Consider the following 25048-nt stretch of genomic DNA (forward strand, 5'->3'; position numbering starts at 1 on the left):
CAACCACGCATAATTCACATGCGTACTGCTGTTTCTTTCAACTTGGAGATACCCTATGAAAATTCTTGCCGTATGCGCCCACGGTCTCGGCAGCAGCTTCCTGATGGAGATGAACATCAAAAAAGCGCTGACCAAGCTCGGCATTGAAGCAGAAGTCGGCCACTCCGATCTCTCCATCACCGCCAGCGGCGACGCCGACCTCTTCGTGATGGGCGCGGACATCGTTGACAGCTCCAGCATTGAGCGCAGCAAAATCATCATCATCAACAACCTGGTCAGCGCCGACGAGTTCGAACGCAAACTGGCCGTCTATTTCCACCGCGACTAGGGGGCTGTCATGAAAGCCATCCTTGACTTTATTGTCGATATCCTCAAAGTGCCGTCAGTGCTGGTCGGCGTCATCGCCCTCATCGGTTTGATTGCGCAGAAAAAAACCGCAGCCGATGTCATCAAGGGCACGATTAAAACCATCCTCGGCTTCATCGTCCTGAGCGGCGGCGCGGGTGTGCTGCTCGGCTCGCTCACCCCGCTTGGTGAAATCTTCCAGGAAGCCTTCCATGTGCAGGGCGTGGTGCCGAATAACGAAGCCATCGTCTCTGCCGCGCTCGGGCAATACGGCACAGCGACGGCGCTCATCATGGCCTTCGGCATGGTGGCGAACATCGCCATCGCCCGCTTCACCCGCCTGAAATTCATCTTCCTCACCGGCCACCACACCTTCTACATGGCCTGCATGATCGCCGTCATCCTCGTCGTCGCCGGCTTCAGCGGCACACTGCTGGTGCTGGTCGGTTCGCTCACCCTCGGTCTCATCATGGCGTTCTTCCCCTACATTGCCCAGCCGTTCATGCGCGATATTACCGGCAGCGACGAAGTCGGCTTCGGTCACTTCGGCACCGTCGGCTACGTCCTCGCCGGCTCGGTTGGCCGCGCCCTGCGTCCGATGAAATCGCGCTCCACCGAAGAAATGAACCTTCCGAAGAACCTCAGCTTCCTGCGCGACAGCTCGGTTTCCATCGCCCTCACCATGATGGTCATCTACCTCGTACTGGTTATCGCCGCCGGGCAGGACTTCGTGCAAGGAAAATTCGCCAATGGACAAAACTTCCTCGTTTGGGCGGTTATCCAGGCGATCACCTTTGCCGCCGGCGTCTTCATCATTCTGCAAGGCGTGCGCCTCATCCTCGCGGAAATCGTGCCCGCATTCACCGGCTTCTCGCAAAAACTGGTGCCGAATGCCCGCCCCGCGCTGGATTGCCCCATCGTCTTCCCCTATGCGCCGAATGCAGTGCTCATCGGCTTCCTGGCGAGCTTTACTGGCGGCCTCATCGGCCTCTTCATCCTCGGCAAACTGAACTGGGTGCTGATCCTGCCTGGCGTGGTGCCGCACTTCTTCTGCGGCGCGACCGCAGGCGTCTTCGGTAATGCTGCCGGCGGTCGTCTTGGTGCCATCATCGGCGCCTTCCTGCACGGCGTGCTGATCACCTTCCTCCCGGTGTGGCTCCTGCCCGTACTTGGCGACCTCGGCTTTGCCAGTACCACCTTCTCCGACACCGATTTCGGCGTGGTCGGCATTGCCCTCGGCAAAATCAGCCAGGCGGGACAATTCACCATCACCGCGCTGGTTATCGGCATCGTCGCAGCACTCGTCGCCTACAACTACCTTGTCCCGGCAAAACCCGCTGCCAAAGCGGATAACAAACCGGCGGCATAAAACAGCCCTCTCCCCCGCTTGCAGGGGGACTCGCAGCCTTCGCACTTCAGCGACAGCCCCGCTCCGGCGGGGCTTTTTATCGCGGCATCTCTGCTAATATGCCGCCTCTTTCACATCACACAGGAACCCATCATGGACACCATTGCCCGCATCAAAGAACAAATCGCCACCAACCCCGTCCTTATCTACATGAAAGGCACGCCCGACCAGCCGATGTGCGGTTTTTCCGCCAAAGCCGTCACCTGCCTGAAAGAAGTCGGTGAGCCCTTTGCCTACGTCAACATCCTGCAAGACCCGGAAATCCGTGCCGAGCTGCCGAAATATGCCGACTGGCCGACCTTCCCGCAACTGTGGGTGAAGGGCGAGCTCATTGGCGGCTGCGACATCGTCGTTGAAATGCACCAGGCGGGCGAGCTGGCCGAACTCTTGAAAGATATCGAGTGGCCGGAGGAAGCATGAAATACGACGACGCCTCCTGGCACTACGGAGGTAACTTCCCCGCCGACTTGCCGCCGGAAGCGGGGGCGACGCACATCGGCATGTTCCTCGCCTGGATGCTGCTGCACGGCTTCGCCTCAAATGACGTGCAGGAAGATGCCGTTGATGAACTCGCCGCCCTGACGCGGCGTGAAATCAGCGGCGCGGAATTTCTGTGCCGCGTCTGCGATGAAGCGCTGACCGATGGCGAATTCAGCGAGGAAGGCAACGCCTTCGCTGCCGCCTACTACCAGAGCGAAGACGGCGAAGGCTACGGCCTTTACATTGACGACTACATCGCTACCTTCGCCCTCAGCGATGACACCGACGACGACAACTGCCTGTACCGTCTTGACGACGATTGGGACAACTACGACAAACTCGCCGCTGTCATTGATAAACGCTACGGCGAATGGTTGGCACAAGGTCGCCCGGCTTCCCTGTAAGCGGTGCCAATACTGGCCCCGCATAGGGCGGGCTTCAGCCGCCGGGCGGGCGCAGCCTGCTTTTTGTATTCCTGGCAGAAATGCCGCCAAGCGGGACAACCACGCGGCTTACCGCCTGCATCACAAAATCCCCCTGCAAACCCACACGAGGACCTACCCATGAAAACCACCCTGCTCACCGCCGCCATCACCTGTGCAGCACTCGCGACCAGCGCCGCCCACGCGGGCACGCTGGATGACATCAAAAAACGCGGCGAACTGCGCTGCGGCGTTACCCAGGCGCTTGCCGGCTTCTCCGTCGCCGATGACAAAGGCCGCTGGACGGGGCTCGACGTTGACTACTGCCGCGCGCTGGCCTCCGCCATCTTCCACGATCCGGAGAAAGTCACCTTCCGCCCGACCTCATCCAAAGAACGCTTCACCGTACTGCAATCGGGCGAAATCGACGTGTTGGCGCGCGTGACCACCTGGACCACCTCGCGCGACGTCGATATGCCGTTTGACTTCATCGGCGTCAACTACTACGACGGCCAGGGCTTTATGGTGCGCAAAGACCTCGGCATCAAAAGCGTGAAAGACCTCAGCGGCGCCTCCATCTGCACCAACACCGGCACCAGCACCGAAACCAACATGGCGGACTACTTCAAGGCGAACGGCCTCGAATACAAACCCGTCATCTTCGAAAAATCCGAAGAAGTGAAAAGCGCCTACGACGCCGGTCGCTGCGACGCCTACTCCTCGGACGTCTCCGGCCTCTACGTGCAGCGCAAACTGCTCGCCGACCCTGATGCGCACGACATCCTGCCGGAAGTCATCTCCAAAGAACCGCTCGGTCCGCTAGTACGCCAGGAAGACCCCGCTTTCAAAGACCTCGCCGCCTGGACGCATCACTGCATGGTGAACGCTGAAGAATACGGTGTGACTCAGGCAAACGTTGACGAGATGAAAAACAGCAACAACCCGAACATCCGCCGCCTGCTCGGCGTGGAAGCAAACGGCGCGGACAAACTCGGCGTCGGCCAGGATTTCTGCTACCACATCGTAAAAAACATCGGCAACTACGGCGAAGCCTATGACAGAAACGTCGGCAAAGACTCGCCGCTCGGCATCGAACGCGGCCTGAACCGCCTGTGGAATCAGGGCGGCATCATGTTCGCGCCGCCGCTGCGTTAAATCCTCTGCCAATCCCGGGAAAGGCATCTGACGGTGTTGGCGTCCTGGCCGGGCTCCCATAAAAATCGTTACGCGATTTTTATGGGCACTCATCCGGCATCGGTATGCCTCGCTCGCACCAGCGGTCAATCTGCCGCAGCGCCCTAAGCGTCATCACGCAAGAACTGCGCGATGCTTTCCCGCCGCACTTGAAAAAATGCCTGTACGGCCTTGTCGGCAAAGGCGGCATCATTTGCGGCCAGCACGGCGGTGGCGGTGGTGAGGATATCGCCCTGTCGCAATCGTCGTGCGATGCCGGCAAAGGCCCGGGCGAGGACGGCGCGGTCGCCGTAGCGGGACAGCATCTGTTCTGCGTTGAGCCAGGCGAAGGTGCGCGCAAAGGCATCGGGGAAGTGCGGGCGGTAGTGGGCGACACGGTGCAGGATGTCCGCTGCGACGGCGGGCAGGTCCTGCCGGAACAGCTGCTGAAATTCGCGGCAGAGGAAATGGTCAATGAACATGTCGGCGACGATGCCTTTGTAGCGACCGAAGCCGTCCAGCAGCGGGTAGAGCGGGTTGTCGGTGCGGTCGGACAGCCTGTCAATAATGCGGTGCAACCGCACGCCTTCGCGCAGGGCGGCGGGCAGGGCGAGATCTGCCAGCGGCCCTTTATAGAAATCGCCGGCGAAGTTGCCATACAGCGTGTGCCGTTGCTGCGCTTCGTCCAGCGTGAGGGAAATCAGAGCGTGCCCGAGGAAGTTCACGGGGCGGTGTTATTGTTCGACATGAAAGCGCAGTTCGCTTTTGTCGCCCTGTGTTTCTTCCAGAATGACTTGTTCGACGTAGGCACCGCCACGGATGTCGATGCGGTCGAATATCTGCCGCATCAGCGCCGTTTTCGGCAGCAGTTGCAGCGTCCATGCGGCTGTTTCGCCGCCGGCGGTGATGTTGAAGTATTCGCTCAGGGTGGCTTCGTCGGCGCGGAGGAAGGCGAGGAAGAGGCGGGTTTGCGCTTCATTTGCCGCTGTGGTGCCCGTCGGCTGCCAGTTTTCGCCCTGCCACTGGCTGACGCCGTCGGCGGTGATGCGCAGGCTGCTGGCGAAGGGTTTTTCCAGGTTCCAGTAGAGCGCGCCCTGTTGCAGGGCGAAGCGGCCACTGGCGATGAGCGGGCGGTTCATGCCGCGCAGGTAGCGGGTCTGGGTGAAGGTGCCTGCCGGTTCGGGCTGGCGGCGCAGTTGCGCGGTGATGTCGGCGACGCTGATGGCGGCGTGGACGGGCAGGGTAGCGCAGGCGCACAGGGCGGCAAGGAGGCGGATGAAGCGAGAGCGGGTCATGTGTGTTTCTCCTGGTGATTATTGAGGGTTTCAATGGTGGCGGCATTATGCACGCTTTGGCGGCAGTTTTCGGTGAATCCTGCGCCATCCCGCTTGTTCCGTCCGCCATTTCTGCCGAGAATCCGCCTATGCACCGCCGTCTTCATCCCGCTGCTGCCTGTGCTTACAGTTACTGCTTGCGCCGCTTCTGCACTTTACAACCGGGATTGTTATGGGCTTATCCACTCATCAAAAACGCCGCTGATGCGGCGTTTTTGATGGGGGCAAGCGTATGCTGCGCCGCTGGGGCGAAACAAGCGGTTATTTCCCCGCTGCCAGGCTTTTTGCCTTCTCAATCAGCGTCAAGAGGCCCGCGCGTTCACCGTAGGGGTCGTCGCCTTTTGCCGCTTGCGCGAGACGGAGGATGCCGTCCCAGTCGAGGTTGCCGTTTTGCGCTCCACCTTTCAGCGCCTGCGCGTAGCTGGCAGCGGCGACGGCAAAGCGGGTCGCCTCGCTGGCTTCTGCAAGCGGGATGCTGTGGGCGGGGATGGCAAATTCCAGCAGTTGGCTGTCGCTTGCGCCGGGTTTTTTGTAGCGCAGTTTCAGCCAGCCGTATTCGTCCGTTTTGCCCTGCGCTGCGGCGGCCTTCTGGTAGCGGCTTTCATCCAGCCAGCCGGGTTTGCCCTGCGGGATGATTTCGTAGAGGGCGGTGGCATTCATGCCTGCGCCGATGTCGCCTGCGTCCACCTTGTCGTTGTTGAAGTCTTCCTGACGCAGTACGCGGTTTTCATAGCCGACCAGGCGATATTCTTTGACGGTCGCCGGGTTGAATTCGACCTGGATTTTCAGGTCTTGTGCGACGGTGGCAAGCGTCGAAGTGAGCTGGCGCACCAGCACTTTTTTCGCTTCATCGAGGCTGTCGATATAGCTGTAATTGCCATCGCCCGCGTCTGCTAGCTGTTCCATCAGTTGGTCGTTGTAGTTGCCGCTGCCATAGCCGAGGGTGGTGAGGCTGATGCCGCTTTTTTTCTGTTCGGCGACGTAGGTTTTCAGCGCTTCCGGGTCGCTGATGCCGACGTTGAAGTCGCCGTCAGTGGCAAGCAGGATGCGGTTGATGCCATCCGCGCGGTAGTGTTTTTTCGCGGCGTCGTAGGCCATGCGTAGCGCTTCACCGCCGGCGGTACTGCCGTCGGCATAGAGGGTTTTCAGTGCGTCCACGATTTTGGTTTTTTCACTGCCGGCGGTCGGCGGTAGCAATTCTTTGGTAAAACCGGAATAGGTGATGAGGCTGATGTGATCGTCCGGGCGCAGGGCTTCGGCGAAGTGGCAGACGGTTTTCTGCACCAGCGGCAGCTTGTCGGGGGCATCCATCGAGCCGGAGGTGTCGATGAGGAAGACGAGGTTGGCGGGCGGGCGTTTGCCGGGGTCGAGGTCAGCCGCCTGTACGCCGATGCGGATGAGTTGGGCGTCCGCCTTCCACGGCGAGGCAACGGTTTCGGTGTGCACGGCGAAGGGTTTGCCGTCCGTCGGCAGCGGGTAGTGGTAGGCGAAGTAGTTGGTGATTTCTTCGATGCGTACGGCGTCGGTGGGTGGCAGGCGGTTTTCTTTTTCGATCATGCGGCGTACGTTGCTGTAACTGCCGGCATCGATGTCAATGCTGAAGGTGGAAACGGGGTTGTCAGCAGTGCGTTGCACGGGGTTGATGTCCTGATGCGCGTATTTTTCGGTGTTTTCAGGGGTGGTGATGACCGTACCGCCAATGCCGAATTGGGCGACGGCATCATTGGCGGCGGCTTCGGCTTGTGGGGCGGGTGCCACAGCTCCCACAGCGCCAGCAGGGGCGCGTTTCATCGCCATCTGCGGTGCGACGCTATAGGCGAAGTCGCGCTCATACGGTGGCGTGGCGGGATGCAGGTCGTCGCAGAGGCTGGCGGCATGGACGCTGCCGCAGGCAGCAAGCAGGGACAAGGTCAGCAGGGGGATTTTCATGTCGGCTCCTTGGGAGGTTGCGGGAAGCGATGCGGTTTTGCCGCGCCGGCGGGGCGGGTTGACGCCTCCTATCATCATAGGACGGACTGCCGCCTGCTTGATATAGGAAAACATCTAAAAAATCGTAACGGCGTTGCGCTACCGGCCGGCATGGTCGGGCGGGCTCCGCTTTAAGGCGGGCGCCACAGCCCGGATGACGCACCCCATTCCGTTCATTGCCTGAAAAAACGCCCCGCCGGGTTGCATCGGCGGGGCGTTGTTGTGAGCGGCGCACTTGTCCTTTCTGCCGCTTCCCGGTAGGAGCCTGGGAAACGACGAGTCAGGAGCGAAGAGTGAATCAGTGCTTGCGCGATTTTGGTTTTTGCGGTGCCGCTGCGGCAGGTTTAGCCGCTTCTACGGCGGGTTTGCCGTCTTCCCGCTGTTTGCCGGTGAGAGCGCGGACATCCGGCAGCGGTTGGATGCGCCAAATATCGCGCGCGTAGTCAGCGATTGAACGGTCGGAGGAGAAATAACCCATGTTGGCGATGTTGGCGATCGCCGATTTCACCCATTTGTCCTGGTTGCGGTAGCGGCGGTCAATATGGGCCTGCGCTTCGACGTAGCTGCGGAAGTCGGCCAGCACTTGATAGTAGTCGCTGAAAACATGCAGGTTTTCGTGATAACGGCTCGGTTCTTCCGGCGAGAAGGCGCCGGAGGTGATTTGCATCACGGTTTCGTGCAGTTCTTTGTCGTTTTCAAGGTAGAGCAGCGGGGAGTAACCGCGCTGGCGCAGGGCCTCGACCTGTTCGACGGTGTTGCCGAAGATGAAGATGTTGTCTTCGCCAACGGCGTTCAGGATTTCCACGTTGGCGCCGTCCAGCGTGCCCACGGTCAGCGCGCCGTTCAGCGCAAATTTCATGTTGCTGGTGCCGGAGGCTTCGGTGCCCGCCAGCGAGATCTGTTCGGAGACATCGGCGGCGGGGATGATGATTTGCGCCAGGCTGACGCCGTAGTTGGGGATGAAGACGACTTTGATCAGGTCGTGGATGCGGCCATCGTTGTTGATGACGTTCGCCACGTCGTTGATGAGGTGGATGATTTTCTTCGCCGCGTAGTAGGCACTCGCCGCTTTACCGGCGAAGATGAAGACGCGCGGCACCCATTCGCCATGCGGGTTTTTCAGGATCTGGTTGTAGCGGCTGACGATGTGCAGCACGTTCAGGAGTTGCCGCTTGTATTCGTGGATGCGCTTGATTTGTACGTCAAAGAGGGCTTCGGGGTTCACTTTGATGCCGAGTTCGTCTTTGATGTACTCGGCGAGGCGGCGTTTGTTGTCGAGTTTGACGGCGCGGATTTCGGCGCGGAAGGCGGCATCTTCTTTGAGCGGGTTGAGTTTTGCCAGCTGCTCAAGGTCGCGACGCCAGTCTTTACCGATGTGGCGGTCAAGCACTTGCGCAAGGCCGGGGTTGGCAAGCGCAATCCAGCGGCGCGGGGTAACGCCGTTCGTAACGTTGGTGAAGCGTTCCGGCCAGAGGCGGGCAAAGTCAGCAAAGAGGGATTTGACCATGAGATCGGAGTGGATTTTGGCGACACCATTGACTTTGTGCGAGCCGATGACGGCCAGCCAGGCCATGCGCACGCGGCGGCCACCTTCTTCGTCGATGATGGAGACGCGGCGGATGAAGTCGTCATCCATGCCCTGTTCGCGCAGTTTACTCAGGAAGTGTTCGTTGATTTCGAAGATGAGTTGCAGGTGGCGCGGCAGGATGCGGCCGATCATTTCTACTGGCCAGCTTTCCAGCGCTTCGCTCATCAGGGTGTGGTTGGTATAGGAGAAGATTTTCTGACAGGCCGCCCAGGCGTCATCCCATTTGATGGCGTATTCATCGATCAGGATACGCATCAGCTCGGGGATGGCGAGCACGGGGTGGGTGTCGTTCAAGTGGATGGCGATGGTGTCGGTGAGGTTGGTCAGGTCGTCGTTTTCTTTGAGGTGACGGCGCACGATGTCCTGCACCGAGGCGGAGACGAGGAAGTATTCCTGGCGCAGGCGCAATTCGCGGCCGACAGTGGTGGAGTCGTCCGGGTAGAGGACACGCGAGACGTTTTCCGAGGTGTTTTGTTTTTCGATAGCGGCAAAGTAGTCGCCTTTGTTGAAGTCGCCGAGGTTGAAAACGTCGCCCGCGTGTGCCCACCACAGGCGCAGGGTATCAGAAACGTCAGTGTCGAAGCCGGGAATGATCTGGTCATAGGCCAGCGCGGTGATTTGTTCGCTGTTGTTCCAGATGCACTGTTCGCCCTGGTAGTGGACGTTGCCGCCGAAGCGGATGGTGTAGCGCTTGCTGGGGCGGCGGAATTGCCAGGCGATGTCCTGCTCGGTCCAGGTATCGGGCTGCTCGACCTGTTTGCCGTTTTCGATAACCTGGCGGAACATGCCGTATTCGTAACGGATGCCGTAACCGATGGCGGGGATGCGCAGGGTGGCGAGGCTGTCCATGAAACAGGCGGCGAGGCGACCGAGGCCACCGTTACCAAGGCCGGGGTCGCCTTCTTCGGCGACGATTTCATTGATGTCCTGCCCCAGTTCAGCGAGCGCTTCGCGCATGGCGTCATAGACGTCTTCGGCAATCAGCGCGTTCGACAGGGCGCGGCCCATCAGGAATTCCATGGAGAGATAGTAGACGCGGCGCAGGTGGTCGCGGCGCAGGTGCAGGGTGGTCTGCAGCCAGCGTTCGGCGGCAAGATCGCGCACGGCAAGCAGGGCAGCGTTCAGCCAGTTGGTTTTGGTCGCTTCCGACGGCGGGCAGCCGAGGCCGAAGATGAGTTTGTAGACGAGCGCTTCTTTCAGGCTTTGTACGTCGCTACCCGGTGCGCGGTAGGGGTATTTTTGCTGTTCGTTTAATGTCATGGTGGGACCCTCATGGGTAGTGGATTTTTCAGGGCGGAATGATACGCCTGCCAGCGACTTTTTTGTACTGTGTAAATTGTGGATTTTGTTTGATTTTTTGTGAATTTATCGCATAAGAAGACTCTTTTTCGGGCGAATTTTGCCGATAAAAAATCTATCCGGCGGTGGGTTGGTGCGTGGACACAAAAAAACGCTTCATCCTTGATTGAGGATGAAGCGTTTGTTATGAGGCGGCGGCTCAGCCGTTTTTGGCGCGTTCGGCGGCGTTCGATATGCCTTGCCCCGCTTTTTGGATATCGCGACCTAAACCCTGGGTGGTGTTGCAGGCGCAGAGCAGGCCGGCAAAGGTGAAGAGGACAGCGGTCAGGGTCAGTTTTTTCATGGATGTCTCCTGTTGTTATCTTCCACAGTGGAATTGTGTGCATTGTATCTTCGTGTACGGCAAAAATCCCCTCCGTCGGCTGCCCGCAAAAACGCGAGCATGCTTGCGGTGCGTGGCCGTTGGGAAGGCTGGTTTATACGGGTTTTCCGCTTGGGCACGCGCCAAGCGGCGTAAATACTGGACCCGCCAAGCGGCATCGTTACTGGCCAGGTAAGCGGCATGTGCCGGGCTTGCCCACAAAAAAGCGCCCGTGGTCAGCGGGCGCGCGAGTTTGTGTGTGTTATTCGTGTTGGGTTGGCCGGCTCATTTTTCCAGCAGGGAGCGCAGCATCCATGCGGTTTTTTCGTGGGTCTGCATGCGGGTGGTCAAGAGATCGGCGGTCGGTTCGTCACTGGCTTCGTCCACTGCCGGGAAAAGGGCGCGGCAGGTGCGCACCACGGTTTCCTGTCCTTCGACGAGTTCGCGGATCATGGTGGTGGCATCGGTATTTGCCTTGCCTTCTTTGATACTGGTCAGTGCGGCGTATTCGCTGTATGAGCCCGGTGCGTAGTAGCCCAGAGCGCGGATACGTTCGGCGATTTCGTCGATGGCGGCGGCGAGCTCGGTGTACTGCTCTTCGAACATGAGGTGCAGGGTGCGGAATTGCGGACCTTCGATGTTCCAGTGGTAATTGTGGGTTTTGAGGTAGAGGGTGTAGCTGTCGGCCAGCACTTTGGTCAGGCCTTCGGCGATGGTTTTGCGTTGGCTTTCGGTCATGCCGATGTTGATGGTCATGGTTTTTTCTCCGTATGTTCAGTGGGTTGTATCGCCACGCGGTCGCGCGGCAACGGTGCGGATTATTCGCTCATTGTTCACTTTTGTCAATCGAAAAGAAGTTTTTGATTGGTTTTATTTGACTATCGAAGAGGACGCTGCTGCCCAGTTCGCTCTGGTAGACGGGGTAGCTGCCGGGGCGCTGGCTGAAGAAGTCGTGGTCGCGCAGGTAGGCGTAGCTGATGAGCAGGGTCATCGGTAGCGCGGTGAGCAGGGTGGCGCGGCGCAGGACGCGGCCGGCAAGCGGGATATGGTCGCGCAGGAAGGCGCGGTGCAGCCACAGGTAGCCGAGATAGGCAAGGATGGTGCCGCAGGTGGTGGCCGCCGTGCTGTTGAACTGGAAGCCGTACCAGCCGGCGAGGCTGTCCACAATGTCGCTGCCGGCGCTGTAGGCGCTGATGATGCCAAGTACGGGCAGGATGAGGTAGCGGCGCGAGAGCGGCAGGATCATGCTGTGCACGATCCAGGTGATGCCGAGCAGGGTAATGAGCAGGGTAATGAAGCGGTTGTAGTCGAAGATGTAGCTTTGCGGGCTGTCGAGGTAGCCATCCCACATCGGCAGGGCGATGGCGGCGGCGAACCAGCAGAATACGGCGGCAGGGTGGGTGACAAGCGACCACCAGCGCCGTTTTTTATCGGAATATGGCATGGGTTTGCTGCGGTCCGTCCAGATTTTCAGGGTCGCCGCGCCGATTTGCAGCAGGGTGTTGCCGTCAAGGGCGCGGGTGGTGTGGATGCGCGTGCCGTTGGCGTGGCTTTCGCCGAGGCTGCGGATGGTGAGGCCTTGGCCGGTTTCTTCGATGACGACGTGATGGTCAGCGATAAACGGGCTTTTGATGGTGATGTTGTTGTCCGCACTGCGGCCAATGCGCACGGGGTAACAGCTGGTACGGTGGATTTGGTCGGGGGTTTCGATGGTCAGTTCGGTTGCCATGTGATTTGTTCCAGTATGTGCGCCATGACGCGTTTGCCGAGGTTTTCCTGGATGCCGGTGAGCATCATGGTAATGGTGAAGCCTTGTTGTTTTTCGCCGATTTGCGCGGCGATGAGGTAGAGGTCGGAAATGGCTTCGCCGTTTTTGATGTATTTTTTCGACGGCTGGGTGCAGTAGGTGGTTTTGAAGGGTTTGCCGCCAATGGCGACGAAGTCTGCGGTGCAGGCGAAGTCGCCGAAGTCACGGCGTGAGCGCAGCTCGTAGGGCAGGCGGTATTCGCGGCTGTAGAGGTGGTAGAAGCGCGCGGCCGGCATGGGTTCGCGGGCGTAGAAGTTGCTGTAGACGAAGCCCATGCGCCCGACCTGGGTGTCGCCGCTGATGTAGGTGACGCGGTCAGACTGGCAGATGACGGATTCACTCGCGGCGAGGTCTTCCAGTTCTTGTTGCGGCGAGACATCCCAGCAGCGCAGGTCGCCGCCGAATTCGGTCGGCACGGTGTAGTGGCCGATGGTCGCTTTTTTCCAGTCGTTTTTGAAAAACGGGGCGTAGTATTTGCCGTTGTCGGCGATGAGCTGGTCGGCGATGCTTTCGTTGATGTTGACCGCGCCGCTTTCCGCCTGCTTGAGCAGTTCGGCGAGGTGGCTGGCCGGAACGAGGAAACCGATGTCGTTGCCCTGGCTTTCGACGTTGATGCCGATGACTTCGCCTGCCTTGTTGACGGTCGGGCCGCCGCTCATGCCGGAGTTGATGGCGCCGGAAAAGAGGATGCGCGAGCGCGCACTTTTTTGCAGGATGCCGTTGTTGATGCCGTCAACGATGATGAAGCCGAGATCGCCGGGGTTGCCGAGGGAGTAGAGGGCTTCACCCTGTTCGGGTACGCCGCCGAGTTTGAAGGGTTTGCCGAGGTCGTGATCGGCGGCGACGATGGCGAGGTCATGCACCACGTCCACTGCGAGCAGGCGCAACTGGCCTTCCTTGTCGTCGGTGGCGATATATTCGATGGCGTGTTTTTCCTTGTTCACCGCGTCGGCGATAACGTGGTAGTTGGTGGCGATCATCTTGCCGTCGCCGATGACGAAGCCGGAACCGATGCTGGTTTTCTGTCCGGTGGCGGTGTTGATGGTGCGCACCTGATAGATGCTGGGTTTATAGGACGAGAACAGCGCCTTGACGGAAAACGGCGTGTCCTGCTGCGCGGCGAGCAGCGGCGGCGGGGCGGGGTGGTTGGCATCTGCCGCAAGCCCAGTATTTATCTCGCTTGGCGCGGATCCAGGTTTTTCCCCGCCTGGTGCGGATGGCAACGGTTGTGCGCAAACGGCAGCCGCCATCGCCGCCGCAAGCGGGAACATCAGCAGCTTCTTCATGCCAGCACGACCTTGGCAATACGGCGTTTGCCCGCCTGAATAATGCCGCTGAAACCGCGCGGCAGCTTGAAACTGCGGTCGGCGACCTTCTCGCCGTCCACCTTGACCGCGCCGCCATCCACCATGCGCAGCCCTTCGGACGTGCTTGGCACCATCCCGGCCGCTTTCAGCACATTGGCAATCGGCATGACGTCGCCCTCGCAAGCGATGCTGATCTCTTCCAGATCTTCCGGAATCTCGTTTTTGGCGAAGCGGTTGACGAAAGCTTCCTGCGCCGCTTCCGCTGCCGCTGCGTCGTGGAAACGTCCGACCAGCTCGCGCGCCAGCTCAAACTTCACATCACGCGGATTGCGACCACCTTCGACCTCCGCTTGCAGCGCCCTGATCTCATCCAGCGAGCGGAAAGACAGCAGCGTAAACCAGCGCCACATCAAATCATCTGAAATCGACATCACCTTGCCGAACATCTCGTTTGGCGCGTCAAAAATACCGATGTAATTGCCGAGCGACTTGCTCATCTTCTGCACACCGTCAAGGCCTTCCAGAATCGGCATGGTAATGATGGCCTGCGGCGACTGTCCATACTCGCGCTGCAAATCGCGCCCGACCAGCAGATTGAACTTCTGATCCGTGCCGCCCAGTTCCACATCCGCTTCCAGCGCCACCGAATCATAACCCTGCGTCAGCGGGTACAAAAACTCATGCACCGCAATCGGGCGGCCTTCCGTATAGCGCTTGTGGAAATCATCGCGTTCCAGCATCCGCGCCACCGTGTACTTCGCGGCGAGGCGGACAAAATCCGTGGACGACAGCCCTTCCATCCAGTGCGAATTAAAGACCACCTCCGTCTTGTCGCGGTCAAGCACCTTGAACACCTGATCCTTGTACGTTTCCGCATTTGCCAGCACCTGCTCCTTGGACAGCGGCGGACGCGTCGCATTCTTGCCGGAGGGATCGCCAATCATCGCGGTGAAATCGCCAATCAAAAACAGCACCGTATGTCCGGCATCCTGGAACTGGCGCAACTTGTTCAAGACAACCGTGTGGCCGAAATGCAAATCCGGCGCGGTCGGGTCCATGCCCAGCTTCACCCGCAGCCGCTTGCCCGCCTTCAACTTGGCAACAAGCTCTTCCTCGCCGATAAAATCCTCGGCGCCGCGCCGAAACAGCGCCAACTGCGCATCCACACTCATAGACATAAACACCTCCGAAAAAACAGTACAATGCGGCACTTTCAGCCTAACCCCGCGCTGCCAAGCCCATGCCACAACATCCGCACAACGACCGCATCTTACAGCGCCTGCTGCCCTGGCTCGCCCTGATCGGCTTCCTTGGCGTGGCCCTGTACGCGCTGCTGCCGCTGGACTTCTGGCTGCCGGAATACAAGAGCGCGCATCATACCGTAACAAGCGGCGAAGCCCTACCCGACGACATCCCGCCGGACGAGGCAGATGGCGACATCGTTGACGACGACCAACCATCGGGTGAAGAAAAACCCGAAACTCTGCCCGGCGAGACAAAACCCGAAACCCAGCCCAGCGAAGCAAAACCCGAAACTCTGCCCAGCGGGGAAAAACCTGAAACCCCGTCCAGCAAGACAAAACCCGAAACCCCGCCCAGCGGGACAAAACCTGAAACCCCGTCCAGCGAGACAAAACCCGAAATCCCGCCCAGCGGGACAAAACCCGAAACCCCACCCAGCGGGACAAAACCCGAAACCCCGCCCAGCGGGACAAAACCCGAAACCCCGCCCGGCGGGGAAAAACCTGAGTCCCCGTCCGGCGAAGAAAAAATCGTCGAGAGCAAAGGCAGCTTCCGCAAGCACTACCGCAGCTTCCGCGCCGTTGGCAACCAGTGGCAACACATCGCAAAAAGCGACCTCAACCCCGTCCTCATCAAACAACTCGAACCGCTGCAACACAAAATCGGGGACGAAGCCATCAGCACCGTCGAAATCCTCTACAGCACCTACACCAAAGACGGCAAAACCAACCCCGAAAACAGCAAAATCATCGCCGCCCGCCTGCGCGAAGGCCGCTACACCTACACCTATTACGCCCGCTTCGAAGGCAAAAACATCTGGTACTACGACCGCGAAGGCAATGCGCCGGAAGTGGCGATGGACCGCGTCCCGCTTGATCACTACGACCACATCAGCTCGCCGTTTGACCCCGCCCGTGTTCACCCCATTACCCGCATCATCCGCCCGCACGAAGGCACCGACTTCAAGGCGGCACACGGCTCCCCCGTGCGCGCCACCGGTGACGGCATCGTTAACTACGCGGGCTGGCGCGGCGGCTATGGCCGCGTCGTCATCATCGACCACGCCAACGGCTACCAGACCCGCTACGCCCACCTCTCCGATCTCGATGTTGAAACCGGACAGGAAATCGCGCGCGGCCAGACCGTCGGCCGCCTCGGTAACAGCGGCATGAGCACCGGCAGCCACCTGCACTACGAAGTGCGCATCAACGACATCCCTTACGACCCGATGACCGTACAACTGCCGGAAAACAAGCCGCTCGCCGAAAACTACAAGGACGCCTGGCGCTACCGCTGCACCCAGTACGAACGCGAAATGACGGAAATCGCCAAACAGGGTGTGAAAAAGAAATAACCGCCGCTTTGGCGGGCCCGGTATTTATCTCGCTTCAGCTTTGCATTCATAAAAAAACAAACGCCATGGCGGGCGGCTTTGGTAGCGGGGCGCGTCATTCCCGCCAGCGTCTGAAGATAAGCGAGGTGTTGACGCCGCCGAAGGCGAAGTTGTTGTTCATCACCATGTCCGTGTCGATGGCGCGGGCCTCGTTGCGGATGAAATCCACCTGACCGCAGCGTTCGTCCACGTGGCGCAGGTTCAGGGTCGGCATGAAGAGGCCGTCACGCATCATTTCCACCGCAAACCAGCTTTCCAGCACGCCGCAGGCACCCAAAGTGTGGCCGAAGTAGCTTTTCTGCGAGCTAAGCGGCACACCGCGCGGGAAGAGGCGGGCGGTAGCCAGCGTTTCGGCAATGTCGCCCTGTTCGGTCGCAGTGCCGTGGCCGCTGACGTAGCCGATGGCTTCCGGTGCGATGCCCGCCTGCTCAAGCGCCATCGCCATACAGCGGTACATGGTGGCCTGCTCGGGGCGGGTGACATGCGTGCCATCGCAGTTGCTGGCGAAGCCGATGATCTCCGCGTAGATCCGCGCCCCGCGTGCTTGTGCGCTGGCCAACGATTCCAGCACTAACATCCCTGCACCTTCGCCGATGACCAAGCCGTCACGATCGCGGTCATACGGCGCGGGAGTGGTTTTCGGCGCATCGTTTTTCAAGCTGGCGGCATAAAGCGAGTCGAAAACGCATACTTCGGAATGGCAGAGTTCTTCGCCGCCACCCGCCAGCATCATCGGAATCAGGCCGAAGCGGATAGCCTCGTAGGCGTAACCAATAGCCTGGCTACCGGAGGTGCAGGCGCTGGAGGTGGGGATCAGCCGTCCTTGCAGGCCGAAGAAAATGGCGAGGTTGGCAGCGGTGGTGTGCGGCATCATGCGGATGTAGGTATTGGCGGAGAAGCCGTCCGAGCGACCATACATGATCAGCTTCGTCATGTCGCAAATATCGTGGGTACTGCCGGTGGACGAGCCACTGGCTACGCCCATGCGCCCATCGCGAATGCCGGGATCGTCCAGTAATCCCGCGTCGGCAAGCGCCCGCTCGCCCGCTTCAACGCACATTTGCGACACCGGCCCCAGACTGCGCAGCTGTTTGCGTGTCCAGTGCGCGGGCGGTGCGTAGCCGTCAATCGGCGCAGCAAGTTTGGCGCTTAAATCTTCCACGTCGCGCCATTCCGGCATCGCGCGTACGGCGTTTTCGTAACGCAGCATCCGTGCGCGTACCGTCGGCCAGTCCTTGCCAAAAGCCGTCACTGCGCCAAAGCCCGTAATCACCACTCTGTTCAACACAATCCTCCGTTCACCGCCAATACCTGCCGGGTAATGTAACTCGCGCCGTCGCTCATCAGGAAACGTACCGCCTGTGCAACCTCATCCGTCTCGCCGCAGCGGCCAAGCGGGATCATTTTTAGAATCTCGGCAACCGGCACCCGTTCATCCACCATGTCCGTAGCTATCAGCCCCGGCGCAACGGCGTTCACTGTGATGCCACGCTTGCCGAGTTCGATGGCCAGCGCCTTGACCGCACCAATCAGCCCCGCCTTTGCGGCGCTGTAATTGACCTGGCCGCGATTGCCGGTAAGACCCGATACCGACGATACAGCAACAATCCGCCCACCGCGCCGCAGGCGGATCATTGGCATGATGAGCGGGTGCAGTACGTTGAAAAAACCGTCGAGGTTGGTACGTAGCACGGCATCCCAGTCTTCATCGCGAAGCGCGGGAAAGGCGCCGTCGCGACTGAGGCCGGCATTTAGCACCACGCCGTAATAGGCACCATGCGCGGCGATATCCGCTTCCAGCACCGTTCGTGCCGCCCCACGATCAGCGACATCAAAGGTGAGCAGACGCGCCGTACCACCTGCCGCCATAATCTGCGCAACGGTGGTGGCGGCATCGTCGTGCCGACCGCGATAGTGCACAGTCACAGCAAAACCGTCTGCGGCGAGACGCAGGGCGATCGCCCGCCCGATGCCACGGCTCGCTCCGGTGACCAATACCGCTTCAGCCATGCGCTTCCTCCTTGGGAAAATAAAGATACGGGCATTGTAACCGTTCCCTCCGGTGGGCAGGGAACGCGTCCTTGACGGCATGATGCACGAGGAAGATTTTGATTCAGGGAATATCCGCTACGTGGGTGGATGTTGAGAAGGTGGGCAAAGCCGCCACCGATGAGAAAATCGCTTGGCGCGAATAAAAAACGACGTGTAACAAAAAGTGCCAGAAGCTGCTCTGGCAATACCGCATATTGTGTTATGAAAAAGATAAAGCAGGTTCCGGATGGAGCCTGCCGAAAGATGATTGACGTTTATTCTGCTGAGGAGGTGTTGCCTGTATTGTTTTCGCCCATCAGACGCTGATAAATTTCTTCCCGGTGTACCGCGATATGATCCGGTGCCTTAATGCCCAAGCGCACCTGATTGCCCTTTACTGCCAGCACTGTGACTTCTATCTCGTCGTCAATAATGATGGTTTCTCCTACCCTGCGGGTAAGTATCAACATAATGAATACTCCTAAATTTTCCTGATACGCCTTATTGCGCAATTCTTTGGCGCTCCATGATTGCCCCACGAGGCGCGCATCCTCTTGGGAAAGGACGCCGTTTCTTATCGGCCTACCTTTTCCCTGCTTTTCCCGTTATTTAGTGGCACGTGGCATCACAGCCGTTGTCGGTCGTGTTGTATCGTATTTGAGAAAAACGCCACCTCGGCAAGAAGACCTGCCTAGGCAACCTTGTGGATTAGATGTGAATTTTGCCTTACAATTAACAATTTTTCACATTTATAACCGCCAAGAGCGCCGCAAAATTTACAAAAAAAGCGACTCGCATTTTAAGCAAAAAGGTCGCTGCTTCCAAATATAATCGGGGAAATATTCAAGATAGGAAAAAAATATCAGTATTTATATGTGGTTAAGTTCCCAATCTAACTGAATGGCTACTTTGAATATTATTATCGAACTGTGCCCACAAGATGGTATCCGCTCTTGCTTTTTCAGTGTGGATTAGTGTGGAAATATCGTAGCAATCAAAGTAACGTATTGAATAACCATGACTTTCTAAAATTCGTCTGCCACGCTGCAAAGTGCCTGCTACATCTTGCCCGGCACTAATAGCTTGGGCACAGCGCTGCAACACGGTATGCAACAGTTGTTCCTGAGCATCATTTGTTGGGGTAGGAGCGGGTGCGGCGGCTGTGATATTCACAGGCAGGAAACATTCTTCGTTGATGCGGTTGGCCAGCCAATATTGCGGCAGATCGTGCAGGCTAAAAATGGTCATTTGCGGGCGCAGCAGGCTAAACAGACGCAGCAGTTGCAGCCCGAGGCGTTGATAATGGGGCGTGCGTACCAACTCAGGATAAGGCTCGGCAAATTGCAGACTGAGACCATCACCGCAGGGGTAGTTCAGTTCTGCATCAAGCAGCAAGACAGCATCGCAGTCGCTATCACTCAGGCTGCTCAGCGCTGTGCGGTTGTTTTCGCTGTTGCCATCCAGCACGGTTAATACCAAATCGCAGCGGATACGGGCACCATGCAGCAGGGCATTGCTTTCGCGCGGCAGCCCGTTCAGGAAAGGGAGGAGTGCCCAGGTTTTGCCGCTATCTTGCTGGGTAAGCTGCCATTCCTTGAGTTGTTTGACTGTCTGGATAATACGCATCGCCACTTCCCTGTTACTGGACGTGACTCAGTCGTCGTCGCGGTATTCATCGTCGTAGCTGTAATCGTCGAAGTTGTCACGCTCGTCGCCTTCGTCATCGTAATACCAGCCATCTTCACCGCTACGTTCTGCGCCGTCCCAATCTTCCTGATAGTCATCGGCGTCTTCTTCATCTTCCATTTCCTGCCATTCGCGTTCCAGCTCCGCTTCGCGGTCGAAATTGTCGTAATCAAAGTCATCATCTTCTGGGGACATATCAGGATTCCTATGGGGCAATGCGTAGCGATTAAGCAATATTCATGCCGCTTGCCAGTTGTCATGCAAAATTCGGGTGATACCGCTGGTGTCGCAGCGGGTCAGCCATTCGCGCACACTGCTGCCGTCAAGCAGACGTTCCGGGTTCAGATCCGCCAAGGGGTACAGGACGAACGCCCGTTCGCGGATACCGGGATGCGGCAGGGTCAGCTGCGGCAGATCAAGACACAGATCGTCATAAAGCAGCACATCGAGATCCAGGGTGCGCGGCGCGTTTTTGAAGGGCCGCTCGCGCCCCTGTTTCTGCTCAACGCGTTGCAGCAGTGCCAGCAGTGCCAGCGGCGGCAGGTCGGTGCGGTAGCGGATGACGGCATTGATGAAATCGGGCTGGTCGGTATAGCCCCACGGCGGGGTACGGTAGAGCGCGGAAGCGGCGTCTTCCTGCAACACGGCTGCCAGCGTCTGCCGCGCGCGCAGCAACTGGGCGACGGGCTCAGCCTGATTGCTGCCGAAAGCGATCCAGGCGGTAGACATGATGCATCCCTAACCGCGTCTGCGTCGTGCACCGCTGCGCGACCGCCGCCGGCGCGTGCCGTTGCCGCCTTCCTCTTGGGTAACGCGCATTTGCGCAACATCAACGGAGATATCCGGGTCCTCCTGCAATGCTGTCCACAGCGCGACCAGATCATCAATTTGCTCACCCGCGCCCTGACGCACCAGCAAGAAGTCATAGGCGGCACGGAAACGCGGATGGGCGAGGACGCCGTGCATCTTGCGTAAATTGCCGCGCGCTGCCTGTTCCAGTCGTGCCTGCAATGTCCAGATCTCGCGAATCATGCCGCGCAGCCGTACCGGTATCGCCAGGCGCTCGCTGGCGGCGATATGCACCACATCCACTGCTTCATGCATGGCACTGTGCCAGTTGTCGCGCTCTTTCAGCAAGCCGCGATACTGCAACTGATACACCGGCCAAAGAATGGCAGCGAGCAGGAAGGCAATCGTCACCGGCTTGTTTTCGGCAACCCGTGCATCGGTATTGGCGAGTGCAATACGTACCAAACGTTGTGCATACTGCGCATAGGCGGCGTTCGGATGCTCAAATACATGGCCCGCATCGGGAAAGAGCATCGCAAACAGTCCATAATGCTGCAACACTTCAAAACACGCCTCGCCATAGCCGCTCATAAAGAGTTTCTGCGCCTCATCAAAAAGACGTGCGGCGGGTACGGCACGCAAATTGTCGCGACAATCGGCAATCGCCGCTTCCGTCGCCGCTTCCAGCGGCATACCGAGTTTGGCGGCGAAACGGGCGGCGCGCAGCATCCGCACCGGGTCTTCCGTGTAACGCGTCGCCGGGTCACCGATGATGCGGATTATTCGCGCCTCAATATCCGCCAGTGCGCCGACATAATCGCGCAGCTCATCGTTTTTCACATCGTAATAAAGCGCATTGATGGTGAAATCGCGGCGTACGGCATCATCCTCAATCGAACCATAGTGATTGTCTTCCAGCACCGAGCCGAAGCTGTCGGTGCGCGCCAGGCGCTCCGGCGGGGCACGGAAAGTCGCCACCTCGATAATGTCGCGGCCAAAATGTACATGAGCGAGACGGAAACGCCGCCCGATCAGGCGGCAGTTGCGAAAAATCGCCGCGACCTCTTCCGGGCGGGCATTGGTGGCAATATCAAAATCCTTCGGCCGCTTGCCGAGCAGCAAATCGCGCAGGCAGCCGCCGACGAGAAAAGCCTCGAAACCGGCTTCATCCAGCTGGCGCACGATTTTCAGCGCGCGCGGATCAATATCGTGCACATCTACAGGATGTTCGCCGTGTTTGCGGCAAACGGGAAACAGAGCGGCGTCATTCATCTATGAATCCTTTGGTTGGGAACCCCGCCCTTCGGGGCGGTGCAGGGTTGGGAGGAACGCATCTCCTGCCAGGATTTGTTGACATTCAACATTGCGGCGGCTTTTCGGCCAGATTTTGGCATTGGCATCTGCTGCGTTAAAAATGCTCGCAAGGTATCCAACCTTAACCAAATCTCAACAGGCTCCAAGGCGGGATAGTGTTGGCCATGCGTCCGGGTAACTCCATGAATGGAAAAAATACAAGCGCCAAAAGCGCGGGAAAAATACGGGCGACGGCTTCCCTGTCGCCCGCTGTGGGCGCGCATTGTAACGTGCCGACTATGCGGAAATCCATTACGCGCGAGGCTGTTCAGGCGACGCATTTTGCGCGGTAGGCGGCATACATCATGCACAGCGGCAGGGCGAAAAAGAGGAAGCCGCTGTTGTGGCTGTACAGCGCCGCCTGGGTCATGCTGAAGCCGCTGTACAGCAGGATGTGCGCGCTGCCGGCGAGTCGTAGCGCGGCGGCGTCCGCCTGGGCCGGTCTGTTGTGGCGGCGGTAGTAGTAAAGCGGCACAAGGAAGAGATAGAAAACGATGGCAAGGCCGATGAGGCCACGTCGCGCGAAGGCATCAAGAAATTCGTTATGCATATGGCCGAACTGGCTGATGGTCGGCCAGCTGGCCTTGTCGACAAGCATCCGTGCCGTGCCGGGACCGAAAACGGGATAGCGGCTGCCTTCCTGCCAGGCGAAGCGCCACATTTCAAAGCGCGCGCCGATGGAGGTGTTGCTGTCACCCTGTTGGTAGAGGGCAATATCCTGCCGTGCTTCGGCAAGTCGCTCGCTGATGATGTCGCCTTTGCCCAGCCAGAAGGCGCCGCCGAGAATGAGGAGGATGCTGGCGCTGATGGCGATGCTGCGTGCACGGAAGTGGCGGCGGCGCAGGGATAGGATGGCGAGGATGGCGAGCGTCCAGGCTAGGGCGGAGAGGCTGCCGCGTGTCTGCGAGAGGACAACGGTGTAAAGCCCGGCAAGGATACCCGCCAACGGCGGCAGTAGTACCCAGCCACGCGGCTGGCTGCGCAGGCTGCATGCGCAAAGGAGGGCGAAGAGCATGGCGAGGTTGCCGAGCTGGATGGGGTGCAGGTAGCGCGCGGCGCGGCCATCCGGCAGGAGTTCGGGGGCGCAGTGGGTGTAGTAGAGAGCGGTGGCGAGGCCGAACAGCGCGCCCGCCGCTGCGCCCCACCAGATGGCGCGCGGGTCGGGCGGGTAAGCGGCGAGGTAGGCGAGGATAAGCGGCATCACCAGGAATTTGAGCGGGATGTTGTAGTAGGTATCGCGCAGACCGGAGAGCCACACGTCAATCAGGGCAATACCGCCCATGAGGACGAAGCCGAGCGCAATCAGACGCAAGTCGCGCCCGCGCGGGCGCTTTTGCCACCATTGCGGCAGGGTGAAGAGGGAAGCGAGGAAGAGGATGCCCGCACCGTAGTTGTAGCCGCCCTTGACAGCAAGGCTGAGGGCGAAGGTGAGGAAGACCGCTATGTTGTTAAGACGGATAAGGTGGGTGTTCATGGTTGCCCTTTGTCGCGGTACGCGAGCATGAGGTATTTGTTGTAGTGGTAACAGGCGGTGCTCACGGCAAGGAAGAGGCCGTAACCGCCGCCGCAGACAGCACCGCGCATCAGGTATTCGCGCAGGAAGGCGATGAGGCTTTTCAGCGGCAATGTCCACAGGTTGGGGACGCGGCGCGCACGGTGTTCTTCCGCCCATTCGCGGCTGTAGCGCAGGTTTTTTTCGAGGAAATGGGCGAGGTTGTCGTTGGTGTGATGCAACAGGTAGCCGCCAAGGGTGATGACGGCGGCGTCGCGGCTGTCCAGCGATTCGTGCACTTCGTAGGGGTGGTATTGGTAATGCGCGCGTGAGTAGAGACGGACGATGCGGTCGTGATACCAGCCGTGTACGCGCGTACCGCAGAAAATGTTGGTGCGGCGCACGGCATAGACGGTGTCGGCCTCTGGCGGGTGGGTGAGGACTTGGGCGATGGCGGTGCGGAGGGCGGCATCGGGCTGTTCGTCGGCATCGAGCATGAGGATGTAATCGCCGCTGGCCAGGGCTTGTGCTCGCTGACGCTGGATACCGAAGCCCCGCCAATCGCGGTTTTCGTGCCACTTGGCGCCGAAGTGGGCGGCAATGCGTGCGGTGTCGTCCTGGCTGCCGGAATCCAGGATGAGGATTTCGTCGGCGAGGCCTTGAATGGAGGCCAGGCAGGCGGGCAGGTGGCGGCTTTCGTTTTGGGTGATGAGGACGACGCTGAGGGGATGCGGGTGCAGCGTCGCGGGCAGGGTGTTTTCCGGCAGGTTGTGGATGTTGACGGTGTGCGGCTGGTAGTCGGCGGTGTAGCTCTGCGGGCGGCGGTTATGGTCGCAGAGCAGGGCGTATTTGTTGTAGGTGTATTGCGCAAAGAGGCAGGCGTAGACCCAGCCGGTGCGCCCGCGCAGGAAGCGGCCATCGGCGAGATATTGTTTGAGGAGCGCCCACAGGCCGCGCATGACGGCTCCTAGCGCGCTGCTCTTTTTGCCGCGCGCAGCAGCGTCTGCCGCCCAGGTTTCGGCGTAGGTGAGGCGTTTTTGCAGCCAGTGGTAGGGGGCGGTCGCGGTGTGGTGGTGCAGGTAGCCGGGCAGGATGGCGGTGGCCGCGCCGGCGAGTTCGACGGATTCATGTACGGGGTTGTCGTTGTAGTGGTAGTGGCGCGGGTAGAGGCGCCAGTGCGCCTTGTTGCGCCAGCGCGGGTGGTCAATGGGCTGCCCGAAAATGTTGTCAAGGCGGCGGATGCCGTAAATGGTGTTGGCGGGCGCTTCTTTTTTGATGTCCGCCAGTGCGGCGAGGAGCACGGCGTCGGGCGCTTCGTCCGCATCCAGCACCAGTATCCAGTCGCCTGTGGCCAGGGCTTGCGCGCGCTGACGCTGGATGCCGTAGCCCTGCCAGTTACGGTTTTCGTGCCATTGCGCGCCATATTGGGCGGCAACGGCGGCGCTGTCATCGCTGCTGCCCGAATCCAGAATGATGATTTCGTCGGCGACGGTGGCAACGAGCGGCAGGCAGCGGCGCAGGTTGTCCGCTTCGTTTTGGGTAATCATCACCACGCTGAGGCGGTACATGG

At 59.5% G+C, this 25048-nt stretch carries 24 protein-coding genes; 6 read left to right on the top strand and 18 right to left on the bottom strand.

What is annotated here, in order from left to right; all coding sequences use genetic code 11:
- Positions 1-55 precede the first annotated feature (55 nt).
- The 5 genes from DY250_RS00120 (at position 56) to DY250_RS00140 (ending at position 3810) form a co-directional block, all read left to right on the top strand.
- Complete coding sequence (locus DY250_RS00120) at positions 56-328, top strand: PTS sugar transporter subunit IIB (RefSeq protein ID WP_006985487.1); 273 nt, start codon at positions 56-58, stop codon at positions 326-328.
- A gap of 9 nt (positions 329-337) precedes the next feature.
- Entirely contained in the window at positions 338-1714 is a 1377-nt protein-coding gene (locus DY250_RS00125; RefSeq protein ID WP_115610389.1) for a PTS ascorbate transporter subunit IIC, read from the top strand.
- 132 nt (positions 1715-1846) lie between these two features.
- Entirely contained in the window at positions 1847-2173 is a 327-nt protein-coding gene (grxD, locus tag DY250_RS00130; RefSeq protein WP_115610390.1) for a Grx4 family monothiol glutaredoxin, read from the top strand.
- On the top strand, positions 2170-2637 hold the full coding sequence (locus tag DY250_RS00135) for a DUF7832 domain-containing protein (protein ID WP_115610391.1): 468 nt from the start codon (positions 2170-2172) through the stop codon (positions 2635-2637). Before grxD ends, DY250_RS00135 begins: the two co-directional genes overlap by 4 nt.
- A gap of 159 nt (positions 2638-2796) precedes the next feature.
- On the top strand, positions 2797-3810 hold the full coding sequence (locus tag DY250_RS00140) for an amino acid ABC transporter substrate-binding protein (protein WP_115610392.1): 1014 nt from the start codon (positions 2797-2799) through the stop codon (positions 3808-3810).
- A 143-nt stretch (positions 3811-3953) separates the two neighbouring features.
- Here the strand turns inward: DY250_RS00140 and DY250_RS00145 are convergent, their stop codons facing one another.
- The 9 genes from DY250_RS00145 to tyrS form a co-directional block, all read right to left on the bottom strand.
- On the bottom strand, positions 3954-4553 hold the full coding sequence (locus DY250_RS00145; protein ID WP_115610393.1) for an ACP phosphodiesterase: 600 nt from the start codon (positions 4551-4553) through the stop codon (positions 3954-3956).
- Positions 4554-4562: 9 nt separating this feature from the next.
- Positions 4563-5123, bottom strand: a complete 561-nt coding sequence (locus DY250_RS00150; RefSeq protein ID WP_115610394.1) for an outer membrane lipoprotein carrier protein LolA — start codon at positions 5121-5123, stop codon at positions 4563-4565.
- 300 nt (positions 5124-5423) lie between these two features.
- Positions 5424-7091 carry a vWA domain-containing protein gene (locus tag DY250_RS00155; protein WP_245950980.1) on the bottom strand — a complete coding sequence of 556 codons (1668 nt, stop codon included), beginning with the start codon at positions 7089-7091 and terminating at the stop codon, positions 5424-5426.
- Positions 7092-7428: 337 nt separating this feature from the next.
- Entirely contained in the window at positions 7429-9978 is a 2550-nt protein-coding gene (locus tag DY250_RS00160) for a glycogen/starch/alpha-glucan phosphorylase (protein ID WP_115610396.1), read from the bottom strand.
- A 238-nt stretch (positions 9979-10216) separates the two neighbouring features.
- Positions 10217-10360 (bottom strand): entericidin A/B family lipoprotein, encoded by a 144-nt coding sequence (locus DY250_RS00165; protein WP_006985499.1) that lies wholly within the window; start codon positions 10358-10360, stop codon positions 10217-10219.
- A gap of 303 nt (positions 10361-10663) precedes the next feature.
- Complete coding sequence (locus DY250_RS00170; RefSeq protein WP_115610397.1) at positions 10664-11134, bottom strand: Dps family protein; 471 nt, start codon at positions 11132-11134, stop codon at positions 10664-10666.
- Between the two features lie 70 nt (positions 11135-11204).
- Entirely contained in the window at positions 11205-12107 is a 903-nt protein-coding gene (locus DY250_RS00175) for an FHA domain-containing protein (protein ID WP_115610398.1), read from the bottom strand.
- Positions 12092-13471, bottom strand: a complete 1380-nt coding sequence (locus DY250_RS00180) for a S1 family peptidase (RefSeq protein ID WP_115610399.1) — start codon at positions 13469-13471, stop codon at positions 12092-12094. The genes DY250_RS00175 and DY250_RS00180 overlap by 16 nt, the downstream gene beginning before the upstream one ends.
- On the bottom strand, positions 13468-14670 hold the full coding sequence (gene tyrS / locus DY250_RS00185; protein ID WP_115610400.1) for a tyrosine--tRNA ligase: 1203 nt from the start codon (positions 14668-14670) through the stop codon (positions 13468-13470). Before tyrS ends, DY250_RS00180 begins: the two co-directional genes overlap by 4 nt.
- A 62-nt stretch (positions 14671-14732) precedes the next feature.
- Between tyrS and DY250_RS00190 the strand changes: the two genes are divergently transcribed.
- Positions 14733-16088 carry a M23 family metallopeptidase gene (locus DY250_RS00190; RefSeq protein ID WP_115610401.1) on the top strand — a complete coding sequence of 452 codons (1356 nt, stop codon included), beginning with the start codon at positions 14733-14735 and terminating at the stop codon, positions 16086-16088.
- Positions 16089-16182: 94 nt separating this feature from the next.
- On the opposite strand, the gene DY250_RS00195 is transcribed toward DY250_RS00190, so the two are convergent.
- The 9 genes from DY250_RS00195 to DY250_RS00235 form a co-directional block, all read right to left on the bottom strand.
- Complete coding sequence (locus tag DY250_RS00195) at positions 16183-17412, bottom strand: beta-ketoacyl-ACP synthase (protein ID WP_172542111.1); 1230 nt, start codon at positions 17410-17412, stop codon at positions 16183-16185.
- Entirely contained in the window at positions 17409-18137 is a 729-nt protein-coding gene (locus tag DY250_RS00200; RefSeq protein WP_115610403.1) for a 3-ketoacyl-ACP reductase FabG2, read from the bottom strand. Before DY250_RS00200 ends, DY250_RS00195 begins: the two co-directional genes overlap by 4 nt.
- A gap of 296 nt (positions 18138-18433) precedes the next feature.
- Entirely contained in the window at positions 18434-18628 is a 195-nt protein-coding gene (gene csrA, locus DY250_RS00205) for a carbon storage regulator CsrA (protein WP_006985509.1), read from the bottom strand.
- Between the two features lie 409 nt (positions 18629-19037).
- The gene (locus tag DY250_RS00210; RefSeq protein WP_115610404.1) at positions 19038-19784 is read right to left on the bottom strand and encodes a hypothetical protein; all 747 of its coding nucleotides are present in this window, start codon (positions 19782-19784) and stop codon (positions 19038-19040) included.
- Positions 19785-19811: 27 nt separating this feature from the next.
- Positions 19812-20039 (bottom strand): hypothetical protein, encoded by a 228-nt coding sequence (locus DY250_RS00215; protein WP_115610405.1) that lies wholly within the window; start codon positions 20037-20039, stop codon positions 19812-19814.
- Positions 20040-20081: 42 nt separating this feature from the next.
- Positions 20082-20573 (bottom strand): 2-amino-4-hydroxy-6-hydroxymethyldihydropteridine diphosphokinase, encoded by a 492-nt coding sequence (folK, locus tag DY250_RS00220; protein ID WP_115610406.1) that lies wholly within the window; start codon positions 20571-20573, stop codon positions 20082-20084.
- A gap of 9 nt (positions 20574-20582) precedes the next feature.
- A complete protein-coding gene (gene pcnB, locus DY250_RS00225) occupies positions 20583-21905 on the bottom strand; it encodes a polynucleotide adenylyltransferase PcnB (protein WP_115610407.1) in 1323 nt (440 codons plus the stop codon).
- Between the two features lie 349 nt (positions 21906-22254).
- Complete coding sequence (locus tag DY250_RS00230) at positions 22255-23460, bottom strand: O-antigen ligase family protein (protein WP_115610408.1); 1206 nt, start codon at positions 23458-23460, stop codon at positions 22255-22257.
- Positions 23457-25046, bottom strand: coding sequence for a glycosyltransferase family 2 protein (locus DY250_RS00235; protein WP_115610409.1), 1590 nt, complete (start codon positions 25044-25046; stop codon positions 23457-23459). The genes DY250_RS00230 and DY250_RS00235 overlap by 4 nt, the downstream gene beginning before the upstream one ends.
- Positions 25047-25048 lie beyond the last annotated feature (2 nt).

The sequence above is a fragment of the Cardiobacterium valvarum genome, from assembly GCF_900460955.1.
Lineage (GTDB): Bacteria > Pseudomonadota > Gammaproteobacteria > Cardiobacteriales > Cardiobacteriaceae > Cardiobacterium > Cardiobacterium valvarum.